A 12,508-nucleotide genomic window follows, 5' to 3' on the forward strand; every position below is an offset into this window, starting at 1 on the left:
ATGTCCTTTTTGCTCCGTGCTGGTTATTCATCCTGAGTAACCGAATCTTCATCCTGAAAATAACCTATTCCGTGGTGTATTCCTGTTCCGTGCCAGCATCCTGCCAACACCAATAAGATTACTGATCTGCCAAAATTGAGCAATGGGCATTTTTAGACTAGAGATTAACCCCGCTCCCTACAAAACAAACAAACCAAACAAAAACAACAAGTTAAAAATCTCCTAGAAATAAACCATATAACCAAAAGCGCAATCTCCTACAGCCCCTGTAAGAGATCTCTTACAATTTATCTAGCGTTTCTCTACAAAAAACCAGATTCATGAAAAATAAAAACGTGACTCAAAACACATCGTTTCACTCTAGCCAAACAGATCCTCAAGCCTTACTATGTATTTTTCTGAACAACGAAATCCATTTGACTGGTTTAATTTCTCGTTGTTGTCGTTTAGCTAGGGAGTACTCATGCTGACAAAAGATGTCACAGAAGAGTTAACCGCTGCGATTCAGTCGCTGGTTGATCAAGGTAAAGAACCATCGGTAGCTCTGGTAAAAGCTCGCTTATCCACACCAGTACCCATGCCCGCGATTATCATGGCATTAAAGGGTTGGAAAAATAAGCAACGCATCCCAAAAGTGGAAGTGGCCAACCCGACTCAAACGGATGCTCAGCGTATCGAGCAATTAGAACAGCAAGTTGCAAGCTTACTGCTTCGCATTGAAAAACTGGAAAATCAATAATATGAGTTTCAATATTTGGGTAGATGCAGACGCTTGCCCTAAAGTTATCCGCGATACTCTTGTACGAGCTGCTGAACGTACAGGTATAGAACTTACGTTCGTGGCAAACCACAACGTTCCCGTTCCCAACAGACACAATATCCACTCCATTCAAGTGCCTAGTGGGTTTGATATTGCCGACAACGAAATTGTAAAGCGCGCGAATAAGGGCGATTTGGTGATCACCTCAGATATCCCTTTAGCGGATGAAGTGATCGAAAAAGATGTGCAGGCACTAAGCCCAAGAGGCGAGCTTTACACCAAAGAAACAATCAAAGCACGGCTCAATATTCGTGACTTTATGGATACTATGCGCTCAAGCGGAATTCAAACTGGCGGCCCAGCGGCGCTATCACAAACCGATAGACGTGAGTTTGCCAATCATCTTGATAGAATATTGGCGAAAGCGAAGATCTAATAGTCCAAGTGCTAAAAGCTAAGTGCTAAGTGCTAAGTGCTAAGTGCTAAGTGCTAAGTGCTAAGTGCTAAGTGCTAAGTATAAAAACTAAAGGCTAGGTAAGGGCCAAAGTTTTAGGCTTTTGTGGTGTTGCGGTTAGTCGCTACTTGATGATTTCGGGCTTCATTGTGTCTACCATGAAGTCCAATAACGTTTGCCATGCGTGGCGATGATCGTCGGTATAAGCGTCTTGTAAGTGCTGCTCGAAAGCATAATGCAACGCAGTATTTAATAATGCAAAATGCGATTTTTTAACGTTGTAATCATTATGACGATGAGCAAGCTGCGTTAACATCGGCACCAACATTCCCATATCCGTGACACCGTTAACCGCTATCTCAAGCATCGCGATTAGTTTTCGGCCTTGAATGTTCAAGTCGTTTCGAAACAATGCCTGTAATCTAGGTTCTAATTCAAACAGCTTGCCGTAGTAATGCTGTGCAAATTGATGAGGAGACTCCTCTACGTGACGGTAGCACTCTTGAACCAAATGAATTTGTTGCTCTGATAACACCATACAGCCATGCAATCCCTTGAATAGTCTTGTTCTAGACTATAAAACAGGCGGCTTATTGTAAACCGCCTTGTTCGAACTTAATCTTTAAAGTCCCAAGACAAATTGCTCACAATCATACATTCATCACATTTGAAATCGAACACTCCATGTATTGGCTGCTCTACCGCCCAATCACCATCACAAACGGGGCACTTGCGTGCTTTTTCTGATTCCTTGCTCGTGCCTGCCACACGGTAAATATACAGATAAGTCGGAATGCCACTGATCTCCTTCAAGCGGCGGCATAGTTCCCAGCCTCGCTTGAACAACAAGCTTTTACTCGATGAGATTTCATACAATGACGGGCACTCTACAACGGAGCCATTCATTTGTAACTGATCACACGCGCTCCAATCCTCTTGCCACTTAATGATTTTCTTGTGGTCTCCATTACCAATAGGCGGCAAGTGGTAAAGGGGGACGGGAAGAAAGTGATCACCACAGCGAATGGGCGAACAAGTATGCAAAAAACTGGTGTAGAGAATTTGCCACGATGGCGGTTGGCAAAAGTCACTCGGATCGGAGTTCATATCTTCTCCGACAACTTTAATTTTGGGTTGTAACAAACCAAAATCAGCCAATTTATTTAGCGCATGCTTCACTTGCACGCTGTGGTAATCAGGATGAAGACTATCTTCCGCCGGGCACACAACTCGAGCCGTAAATACGCCACCACTCATACTGACCGGTAGCTCTCGGCCTAACAACTGGCCATTATACCGAAGGCAGTCCAATACATAGTTGATCGCTTTTTCTACCTCACCCATTGAGGTATCACGGTACACTTCAAATGTGATTTCAGTAATATACATAACTTACAGCTCAGCCACAGCGGTAAGTTGTGCCAAGAATTCACTGAGTGATGGTGCCAATACATCACGCTTATCCGTACCCAAACGCTCAAAAATGACTTCACCTGAAAGATTACAAATGGATATCACATCAAGTTCACTTTCCGTAACTCCAATAAACATGGTCGGTTTTAACTTTAAACGGCGCTGGGTAATGAGGTGCCCAAGCATATTTTCCTGCAAACGTTCAAAGTCTTCATCACTCCACACCTGCAACAAAGACAATGGCTTACCCTGCCATGTTGCATCCATATCAGCGCTGTACTGGCAGCCGTAGAACGCTTTAATGTCTTCATGTAGATCAAGTTCGATCGCTTTTTCAACATTAGCGAAGTCGGCTGGAACCTCTTTAGTTACAGGCTTCCAAAGCACGCTATCTTCTTGTGTTGATTCAATACACGGAGATGCTAAACCAACCAATTCAGTGTTTAGTGGCAATTTCTGTTCGCTGTCTTGCCAAGCAGACAAAAAACGTTGGCTAAAATCTAATAAGGCTGTAGTAGCACTTTGTGACATATGGACCTCTTTATTGCCTCTGTTATCAGACGTTAAATGAACGCTAGTAATGACAGAGTACGTGGGATTCAGTAAACTTTGGCCTATTCTAATCGAATTTATTAAGCAAGTATGAGTAAATATTCCAACGCAAAAGAGTTAGCGGGCCTAACATTGGGCCAAAAAACCGAATACAGCAGCCAATACGAGCCAAACTTATTGCAAGCCGTTCCTCGCAGCTTAAACCGCGATGACATCAACCTTGGTGACGTATTGCCATTTCATGGCGTGGATATTTGGACACTCTACGAGCTTTCCTGGTTGAATGAAAAAGGCTTACCTCAAGTCGCCGTTGGTGATGTCACACTGCCTGCCACCAGCCCTAATTTGATTGAATCTAAGTCGTTCAAACTGTACTTAAATAGCTTCAACCAAACTAAGTTTGCTCACTGGGCTGATGTAAAATCGGCCCTAATCAAAGATTTGTCGGCGTGTGCTGGCGAACCTGTTGAAGTAAGCATTCAAACGGTACAACACTACGATCAACAACCCATCGTACCAATGACGGGCACCTGCATTGACGATCAAGACATAGAAATCACAGATTACGAGTTCGATGCTTCCATACTGAAAGGCGCAACGTCAGAAAACATCGTTACAGAATCTTTGGTCAGTAATTTATTAAAATCAAATTGCCTGATTACCAATCAACCAGATTGGGGCAGCGTGATGATTGAATACACCGGACCAAAAATAAATCGAGATACTTTACTTCGCTACTTGGTTTCATTCCGTGAACACAACGAATTTCACGAACAATGCGTCGAGCGTATTTTTACTGACATCATGCAATATTGTCAGCCAACTACGCTGACCGTTTATGCACGCTATACCCGCCGTGGTGGCCTCGATATTAACCCCTATCGCTCGACGAGTACGGTAATGCCAACTCAAAACTTGCGTTTAGCTAGACAATAAACACCTCATTGTTCGGAGTATGTAATCAATGAAATGGTTTGCTTGGTCACCTTTTGCCCTTTTGCTTTTGTTATGCACATCATCAGTACAGGCTAAGATTTACACCTCGCCCGTGCTTAATGAGGCGGCCAAGCTGGTTGAAATCGATCCTAAAAAATCGAAGTTAATTGCTGAAAAGTTTCTGACCCAAAGAAAATTGACGGACAAGAGCCTTAAAGGCCCAACGTCACTACCTCGTGAAGACTCCGACACAACGTTGAGAACTCCGAACAGCACCATAGATGCATTTCACGTACTCGCTCAGGCCGAGTTTTTATTAGGCAAACCCAAACTGGCTCTTTCTCACCTTGAAAATGGCGAAGACTTAGCTAAGCAATACCACCTGCCTTTTATTCAGCTCGAGACGAAATTACTGCGCGCTGATTTATTGTGGAAGCAGACTCAGAACCCAGATAAAGCCATACCAATCCTTGATGATGTCATGGCAAAACTAAACGAATTACCGACAGCAACCCAGTTAGGACGAGGCTTGTTTTACGAGCTAAGTATGCAACGAGCGGAAATTCACTCAGCTCAAGGGAATCAGACACAGGCAGAAGAGTCTTTTACTCGTGCACACCAATACCTAACCGATATGGGTAATCTAGAAATTACCATTGAATACCATTTACGGGTTGGTAAGCACTTTTTACGTTACAAACGATACGATAACGCCCTGACCGAGCTGTTAACCAGTTACTGGAAGTCTATTGAGTCAGACAGTAGCTTACAGCTCGCAAAAGCGAACTATCAATTGGCACAGTTGTTCATGCAACGTCAGGTACTCGACAAAGCACTAGAGCACTTATCCGGTGCAGCAGACTTCTACGGCAAGTTTGAACATTCATTAGTTCTCGCCGATGTATTAAAACAAATGGCGGATATTTATTTTCTTGAAGGAAAATATAACCTCGCACTGGTTCACTATTTTAATGTATTGGACCACGAATATTTCGCTAGAGATGTTTACGACGTGATTGATTTACGGTTAAGCATTGCTGACACTTATTTACAATTATTTAACTTTACGTTGGCCGAGCAATATTTAGACAAAGCCCGAAACCTTGTTACTTATACGGAAATAAAACCACTAAAAGCTCGTACTTTATTATTAACTGCCACCCTAGCACTGCAACAAAATGAAATCCAAGAAGCCATCGATACCGCAAAAGAGGCGCAATTTTTAGGGCAAGAAATAAATAACTTTGGAATAATGAAAAATTCATTTCTTGTGTTAAGTAATGCCTACGAAGAAAAAGGCCAATTTGAAGATTCATTACTGGCTTTAAAAAATTATTCCGCCATTGCAGCTAACCAACAAGAACGCCTTAGTCAGATCAACGAAAATGCCCTCAGACAACAAAAAGACATCATAGAACAATCCTTGCATTACAAAGGCTTAGAGGTGGATTTGTCGGTCGCCAAAAACGAATATCAACGATTCCAAAAAACTGCTTTTGGTTTGTTTATTTTATCGCTCATTTTTATCATTCTTTCCATACGCCGTGGTTACCTCATCAGCAATCTAACCGAGCAAGTGACCTCATTGTCTAAAGACTTGTTCACGCATACACGTTCAGGCTTGCAGAACCTGAAAAAGCTCAATAACAAGCTGCCCGGCTCCCTCAAGCGAAGCAGCGCGAACTATGAACAGTGGCAAATGGGTGAGCTGATCAATGAACCGTTTAGCGATCGACTCCGATTCGCCATGTTTGACTTTCCTTTCTTACGTCACACCTATTTAGAGCAAGGGTATCAAGCTGGATTAAACCTAGAACGTGCATTTGGTGACTTCATCAGTTCTAAAATATCTGAACCGGCCCGTTTGTATCATTTTTCTGACGGCATGTTTTTGTACGTAGAACCTAACACTGATCCTAATACTAATCCGCAAGACATGTTTGACAGAATTGGCAGCTGGATCTCAGATTTTGAGCCCAATAGAAAAATATCACGCAAAGTACGCGTAGGTATGGCAGATTATCCATTCTTACCTCGAGCTTATACAGCAATCAATGATCAGGAGCTGATTGATATCCTGTTAATGTCGACTTATATGGCTCGAAGTATAGAAAAGAATCGGAATATTGACGGTAGCCAGTGGGTGTATCTACGTGCCATAGAAAATGCGCCAGCAGCCAGTTTTGCTACCGACGATATTCGCACGGCATGTAAGCAAGCACTCAATCAAGGCTTAATAAAAGTACAATCTTCCTACCAAAATGAGGAAGACATCAAAAATTTGACACTGGCCGAGTAATTATTGAGCACTTAGTCATTTAATAAAGTGACGTTGTTAAGTTTTTTGTTATTATCAAGAAACTGTATCCGCCATCGAAGTGTATTTGGCAACGTATTTTATGAGTGATTTGAATTCTCTTGAGGAAGAGTTACGGCTGGAGCTGCACGATCTAAAATGTAAATTAGATCAGTCGCGACTGTCACAGCGTGATTCTTTATTTAAGTTCAAAAGAGAACAGAATGTGCTGAAACGCATCGTTGCAAACCTAAGCGACGCATGTCACGGCCAAAACAATGATCTGGATAAAAGCCTTACTTCTATAAAACAAGACTTGGAGCAGCAAAAAGATATATCTAAGCTCATCCCGAAACTTGTTATATTAGAAAGGAAGCTAAAACAAAATACGGTGACTATGGAACGGCAAACGGTTCATCTCAATGAACGAATCAAACACAGTGGTGAGACGCTTCAGCGTATCCCCGGCCTTCCTGCACAATTAAAACGAGATCTACGCAACTTATTGCACTTCCCTAGCAGCAAGTTAACCAAAGAAATCGACCAAGCCATTCGCCTGTTAACCCTTTACGAGCGTGCCACTAAAATCATGGCATCTAACTCTCGTAATAACCTGAACGTTGAACAAAACGTCGATAACGACCAGCTAAACCGTCTTGCCGATGAATTGCAAAACCTCATTACAGAACTCGATTTTGATGGTGAATCTGGCGATCTCCTCTCGGACATTCGAGCAAAGTTGCTGGTTGGATCCTCGCCGACGGATCTATTTGAACTCATTTTACAAATTCTAAAGTTGGTGATCCAAGGCACCCACTTTGAGCGCAAATCTTCGGAGCAATTTCTTGATCAAGTGAATGGCTCTTTGGCTGGTGTGCTCAAACACGCCAATAAAAGCTTAGAGCAGAGCCAATCATATGCCGACCACCGAAAAGGCATGCACAAAGAAATTGGCGACTTGGTGTCTCAAAGCAAACAAACGATCGAAACAGAAACCGATATAGACAGCTTGAAATCAACCATCAACCCATTGCTGGATAAAATCAGCTCTTTAACAGAGCGCTTAGAGCACGTTGAAAAACGCGAACAACAACTGATTGAACGCATCAACTACGAAAACAACCAGCTTGAATCGGTATTTGAGCTAACACAGGACTATCGTAGACGCCTGCAAGATCAAGCTCAACGCATGTTGCTCGATCCTCTCACCAAGGTATACAACCGTGCTGCACTGACGGACAAACTAGAAATTGAATACCGCCGCTGGATCCGCTCTCAACACTCGTTGCGAGTTGTCCTCATTGATATCGATAACTTCAAAGCGCTGAACGACAGTTTTGGTTATACCGCCGGTGATAAAGCACTAAAAATCATTGCACGTACCATAAAAAATATTATCAAAGATACCGACACCGTCGCACGTTTTTCGGGCGAAGAATTTGTTGTATTACTGCCTGACCAAGTAGACAACGAAAGCCGAACGTTATTCGCTCGCCTACAAGCTCAAATAGGCAGGCTTCCGTTCAAATTCCGTGATCAGCAAATTCAGATCACAACGTCAATTGCAAGCTGCACATTCCGTGATTCCGATACTCCAGAAGAAGTACTTGAACGCCTCAATCTGAACCTATCAAATGCGAAGAAAAACGGTACAGATCAACTCATCTGGCAATAATCCCCTCCTTATTTCCCTGTTTTTCTTGTTCTCTATTTGCTCTCTATCTCACCTCTCTTTTCTTTCTTACTAAGTGGCGAAATTCATCATTCCTGTGTAAGGTGAATAAAAGGGTAGCCAATATAAAACAATAACTTCCTACCCGTGGAGAAGAACATGATTACTCATATCAGCCCTGCTGGTAGTATGGATTTACTATCTCAAATTGAAGTTGAACGCCTTAAGAAAACCGCTTCTAGCGACTTATATCAACTGTATCGCAATTGCACACTCGCGGTTCTTAATTCAGGCAGTCACACAGACAACTCAGAAGAGTTACTCGAAAAATACCAATCATTTGATGTCAGCGTGATGCGCCGAGAGCGTGGCATTAAGCTCGAGCTCAATAACGCCCCAGAACACGCATTTGTGGATGGCACGATCATTAGAGGTATCCAAGAACATCTATTTTCAGTGTTACGTGACATCGTATACGTCAATATGCACTTGGCAGACAACCAACGATTAAACCTTACCAATGCCACCCACATTACCAACCTAGTGTTTGGTATTTTACGTAACGCAGGAGTTTTACACCCTGGTATCGATCCTAATTTAGTCGTATGTTGGGGTGGTCACTCCATTAACCCTATCGAGTATCAATACACACGAGAAGTGGGTCATGAACTTGGATTACGTGATTTAAATATTTGTACTGGCTGTGGGCCGGGCGCAATGGAGGGGCCGATGAAAGGCGCTGCGATTGGTCACGCTAAACAACGTTATGATAATCAACGCTACATTGGTCTAACCGAACCATCAATCATTGCGGCTGAGCCACCAAACCCAATCGTTAACGAGCTCATTATCATGCCTGACATCGAGAAACGCTTAGAAGCCTTTGTTCGAATGGCCCATGGTATTGTTATCTTCCCTGGAGGCCCAGGAACCGCAGAAGAACTGTTATACATTCTTGGCATCATGTTGCATCCAGACAACGCAGATCAACCCATGCCTATCGTGCTAACTGGGCCTAAAGAAAGTGAGGCTTATTTCCGCTCAATCGATAAATTTATTGGTGAAACCTTAGGTGAAAAAGCGCAAAGTCGATACCAAATCGTGATTGATGACCCCGCAAAAGCAGCACGAATCATCAAATCTGCGATGGATGACGTTCGCGATCAGCGTAAAGCTACAGGGGATGCCTACAGCTACAATTGGTCACTTAAGATTGAGCCTGAATTCCAACTTCCGTTCGAGCCAACTCATGAAAACATGGCCGATCTCGACTTACACCTAAACCAGCCTCCAGAAGTGCTCGCAGCTAAACTGCGCCAAGCATTTTCAGGTATTGTTGCAGGGAACGTCAAAGCGGAGGGCATTAAAGAGATCAAACGTAAAGGGCCATTCATTATTGACGGTGATACCGTGTTGATGAAGAAAATGGATGCACTGCTCAACGATTTTGTGACCCAGCAACGCATGAAATTACCGGGATCTGAGTACATCCCTTGCTATAAGATTGCCGATCAATAACATAGCGATTCACTCCGCCGCTTTGTTATCGAGCAAAGCGGCTACGAATCCGCTACACATTCCTTTATACTAGGGGCCTTAACCCTTTTTTATTTGTTTGTTATGTCTATTCATCTCGTTATTATTGATGCGCTCAATCTCATACGTCGTGTACACGCTGTACAACCTGATCCAACGGATATTACTCGTACCATAGACACAACATGCAAAACGCTAAATCGTATTATTGCCGAAAGTGAGCCGACTCATATCATCGCTGTATTTGATCACCACGAGCAAGATAGAGGCTGGCGAGCCGAACTACTCCCAAGCTATAAACAAAACAGAAAGCCGATGCCAGAGCCGTTAATGCACGGATTAGAGCGAATTCAAGATGCGTGGTGGCAATTAGGTATCGACTCTTTGCTTTCTGAGGGAGATGAAGCCGACGACTTGGTCGCAACGCTGGCAACCAAGGTAGCAAGCCACGGTGAAACCGTCACAATCATTTCAACCGACAAAGGCTATTGCCAACTACTCTCCCCAACACTTCAAATCCGCGATTACTTTCAACATCGCTGGTTAGACGCGCCTTTCATTGAAAAAGAATTTGGCGTGAAGCCGGAACAGTTGGCTGATTACTGGGGCTTAACCGGAGTGAGCTCCAGTCAAGTTCCTGGAATTCCAGGTGTTGGGCCCAAAGCGGCAAAAGAAATCCTAACGCAATTCGAAACGATTGAACTAGCGGCTAGTAGCGACGAACTCGCGCCTAAGTACCGTAAAAAATTTGATGAGCATATTGAATCAGCACGCACTTGCCGAGCTATTTCCGCGCTAAAAACAGACATTGAGTTGGGATTCAATTTACAAGACATTCGTTTTGATAACGCCTAACGGTCGCTATTAATACCACACTTATAACCATCTGATGTGAGGTCGACTACCTAGAAACCAAACCATTAGTCGAACACGTCAACTTAGTGGTTTGGCTTCGTATTGATGCCTTAATGCTCAGTAAATCGGTGCAGGTTACCATTCACACTATCAATGGCTTTATTGATCTCTTCAATCGACAACTGTAAACCCTGAACATCTTTTACATTCGATTGAGACACCATCGCAATATTAGTGATGTTTCGATTAATTTCATCATTCACCGATGTTTGCTCATCCGCGGCGGTTTCGATTTGAGCGTTAAGCGTTGCAATTCCTTGCATTGCCTGATAAATATCGTCGATCACTTGCTTCACCTGCTCAGCATTACCTTTGTTTTGATCCATGCTTTCTCGGCTCTTAGCAATGGCATCAACCGCCATCTTTGACCCCTCTTGCAACTGGCTGATCATTTTCTGGATATCATCCGTTGACGCTTGAGTACGGCTAGCAAGCGTTCTCACCTCATCAGCCACAACTGCAAAACCTCTTCCTTGCTCACCCGCCCTAGCCGCCTCAATCGCTGCATTTAAGGCCAATAGGTTGGTTTGCTCAGCAATGCTGCGAATCACATCCAATACGCCACCGATATTTTGACTGTCATTTTCTATGCGGTCGATGGCTTCTGATGCGGTCTGTAAGTCACCGACTAGCTGCACTACACTGGCTAAATTATCACTGACAATATCGTGACCAGACTGAGCCAACTCTTGAGCCTGCTGGGCATTTTGTGCGGTTTCCGTCGACAAACGCGCCACTTCTTGCGCCGTCAACACCACCTCGTTCATTGCGGTAGCCACTTGATTAGATTCATGCTGTTGTTCAGATGCCCCTTTCCCGTATCTTTCTGCTATTTCGGCGATCGGTGCACTGGTCAGTTGTAAAGCCTGTGTTTCATCCGTTACTTGTTTCAATGATCGATTCAAGCTTGCGACAAACTCATTAAACGATTTAGCGATCGCACCAATTTCATCTTCATCGCCGACCTCAAGTTTTCTATTTAGGCCTCCCTCTCCTTGTGTGATGCTCTGCAATGCATGAGAAACTTGGTTTAATCGCAACCAAACGACAGTTCTAAATCGAAAAAATAAAATAGCCGCTGCAATCAATAGCGATGCCCCCATCGCCATAATCAATTTGTTTACTAAATCTTGCCCTGCTGCTAACTGACTGGTGATGGGAATTTGAACTTCCAGCACGCCCCGTAAATCCCCTAACCGCCAATCGGCTTTTGGCGTATCTGGATGGCTATTGTGGCAATCGACACAGCCTTGTGCCGACATTGTATCGGCCAAGGCAACGCGCAGCACTTGGTCCCCATTAATAGTTTCAATTTCGCTGAACACCGCTTTAGGATCGTTTTTGAGCGCTTTCCATGCATTGGTAGCGAAAGGATCCAATTGACGGCTTGCTCGATTAGGGAATGGGAACTCACTGTAAAGCCTTAGAACAGTACCTTGCTTGGAGAATTCGTCACTTAAATCATGAATTAACGTGGCAGGGAGCGGGATGCGATTCGGATTATTCTTATGTTCAAAGTGAGGCTGTAAACTCGATTCCGCCAACACCTTTTTGATAACATTTTTAGTGTAATAGCCTCGTACCGTTTTAAATTGTTGCACCATACCAACCGCCGTAGGTAAAACAGAACTTTTTGCGTTACTGGTCACCTGAGCCGAAAAATACTGCGTAATTGCTATGCCCATAACAATAAACACCACACCAATTGGTGCGAATAACTTCATTATTAGATTATTTTTAAAGAAATTCATCCATGTGCCTCCATTAGCCAACAAAAAAAGTGTAGTTGCATAATTAGAGAACGGAAAAATATACGATGGAAATTTGAGCTATGTTGGCAATATTTATTCTAGTTCCAACATTCAAAACCTGAGCTGCGTCATTGTTCAACATTTATGTTGCGTTTACGTTTCCCTTAACAAATTAAATAATAACCTTATCAATACCTTACTGCGTACTGGTTATAATTCAACC

The 12,508-nt window shown here is 43.3% G+C and carries 11 protein-coding genes; 7 read left to right on the plus strand and 4 right to left on the minus strand.

Features of this window, described 5'->3' with window-relative positions; genetic code table 11:
- The first annotated feature begins 463 nt into the window (after positions 1 to 463).
- Entirely contained in the window at positions 464 to 739 is a 276-nt protein-coding gene (locus QWZ04_RS06710; RefSeq protein ID WP_290326275.1) for a hypothetical protein, read from the plus strand.
- 1 nt (position 740) lies between these two features.
- The gene (locus QWZ04_RS06715) at positions 741 to 1,196 is read left to right on the plus strand and encodes a YaiI/YqxD family protein (RefSeq protein ID WP_290326277.1); all 456 of its coding nucleotides are present in this window, start codon (positions 741 to 743) and stop codon (positions 1,194 to 1,196) included.
- A gap of 142 nt (positions 1,197 to 1,338) precedes the next feature.
- Here the strand turns inward: QWZ04_RS06715 and QWZ04_RS06720 are convergent, their stop codons facing one another.
- The 3 genes from QWZ04_RS06720 to syd form a co-directional block, all read right to left on the minus strand.
- The gene (locus QWZ04_RS06720; RefSeq protein WP_290326279.1) at positions 1,339 to 1,752 is read right to left on the minus strand and encodes a globin domain-containing protein; all 414 of its coding nucleotides are present in this window, start codon (positions 1,750 to 1,752) and stop codon (positions 1,339 to 1,341) included.
- Positions 1,753 to 1,829: 77 nt separating this feature from the next.
- Entirely contained in the window at positions 1,830 to 2,603 is a 774-nt protein-coding gene (locus tag QWZ04_RS06725) for a Zn-ribbon-containing protein (protein ID WP_290326281.1), read from the minus strand.
- A gap of 3 nt (positions 2,604 to 2,606) precedes the next feature.
- Positions 2,607 to 3,158 (minus strand): SecY-interacting protein, encoded by a 552-nt coding sequence (gene syd, locus QWZ04_RS06730; RefSeq protein WP_290326283.1) that lies wholly within the window; start codon positions 3,156 to 3,158, stop codon positions 2,607 to 2,609.
- 111 nt (positions 3,159 to 3,269) lie between these two features.
- On the opposite strand from syd, the gene queF reads away from it, so the two are divergent.
- The 5 genes from queF to xni all read left to right on the plus strand — a co-directional run bounded on the left by queF (position 3,270) and on the right by xni (position 10,474).
- A complete protein-coding gene (gene queF, locus QWZ04_RS06735) occupies positions 3,270 to 4,115 on the plus strand; it encodes an NADPH-dependent 7-cyano-7-deazaguanine reductase QueF (RefSeq protein ID WP_290326285.1) in 846 nt (281 codons plus the stop codon).
- A gap of 28 nt (positions 4,116 to 4,143) precedes the next feature.
- Positions 4,144 to 6,414, plus strand: a complete 2,271-nt coding sequence (locus QWZ04_RS06740; protein ID WP_290326287.1) for a tetratricopeptide repeat protein — start codon at positions 4,144 to 4,146, stop codon at positions 6,412 to 6,414.
- Between the two features lie 109 nt (positions 6,415 to 6,523).
- Positions 6,524 to 8,086: a GGDEF domain-containing protein gene (locus tag QWZ04_RS06745; protein WP_290326517.1), complete on the plus strand. Its 1,563-nt coding sequence runs from the start codon at positions 6,524 to 6,526 to the stop codon at positions 8,084 to 8,086.
- 156 nt (positions 8,087 to 8,242) lie between these two features.
- Positions 8,243 to 9,601 carry a nucleotide 5'-monophosphate nucleosidase PpnN gene (gene ppnN, locus QWZ04_RS06750; RefSeq protein WP_290326289.1) on the plus strand — a complete coding sequence of 453 codons (1,359 nt, stop codon included), beginning with the start codon at positions 8,243 to 8,245 and terminating at the stop codon, positions 9,599 to 9,601.
- Between the two features lie 102 nt (positions 9,602 to 9,703).
- A complete protein-coding gene (gene xni / locus QWZ04_RS06755; RefSeq protein ID WP_290326291.1) occupies positions 9,704 to 10,474 on the plus strand; it encodes a flap endonuclease Xni in 771 nt (256 codons plus the stop codon).
- A gap of 110 nt (positions 10,475 to 10,584) precedes the next feature.
- On the opposite strand, the gene QWZ04_RS06760 is transcribed toward xni, so the two are convergent.
- Complete coding sequence (locus QWZ04_RS06760; RefSeq protein ID WP_290326293.1) at positions 10,585 to 12,285, minus strand: methyl-accepting chemotaxis protein; 1,701 nt, start codon at positions 12,283 to 12,285, stop codon at positions 10,585 to 10,587.
- Between the last annotated feature and the right edge of the window lie 223 nt (positions 12,286 to 12,508).

The sequence above is a fragment of the Vibrio tapetis subsp. quintayensis genome (assembly GCF_030409945.1).
GTDB classification, from domain to species: domain Bacteria; phylum Pseudomonadota; class Gammaproteobacteria; order Enterobacterales; family Vibrionaceae; genus Vibrio; species Vibrio quintayensis.

Coding starts and splice junctions, on each gene's coding strand:
- QWZ04_RS06710 (WP_290326275.1), top strand. CDS start 464: ATGCTGACAAAAGATGTCACAGAAGAGTTAACCGCTGCGATTCAGTCG.
- QWZ04_RS06715 (WP_290326277.1), top strand. CDS start 741: ATGAGTTTCAATATTTGGGTAGATGCAGACGCTTGCCCTAAAGTTATC.
- QWZ04_RS06720 (WP_290326279.1), bottom strand. CDS start 1,752: ATGGTGTTATCAGAGCAACAAATTCATTTGGTTCAAGAGTGCTACCGT.
- QWZ04_RS06725 (WP_290326281.1), bottom strand. CDS start 2,603: ATGTATATTACTGAAATCACATTTGAAGTGTACCGTGATACCTCAATG.
- syd (WP_290326283.1), bottom strand. CDS start 3,158: ATGTCACAAAGTGCTACTACAGCCTTATTAGATTTTAGCCAACGTTTT.
- queF (WP_290326285.1), top strand. CDS start 3,270: ATGAGTAAATATTCCAACGCAAAAGAGTTAGCGGGCCTAACATTGGGC.
- QWZ04_RS06740 (WP_290326287.1), top strand. CDS start 4,144: ATGAAATGGTTTGCTTGGTCACCTTTTGCCCTTTTGCTTTTGTTATGC.
- ppnN (WP_290326289.1), top strand. CDS start 8,243: ATGATTACTCATATCAGCCCTGCTGGTAGTATGGATTTACTATCTCAA.
- xni (WP_290326291.1), top strand. CDS start 9,704: ATGTCTATTCATCTCGTTATTATTGATGCGCTCAATCTCATACGTCGT.
- QWZ04_RS06760 (WP_290326293.1), bottom strand. CDS start 12,285: ATGAATTTCTTTAAAAATAATCTAATAATGAAGTTATTCGCACCAATT.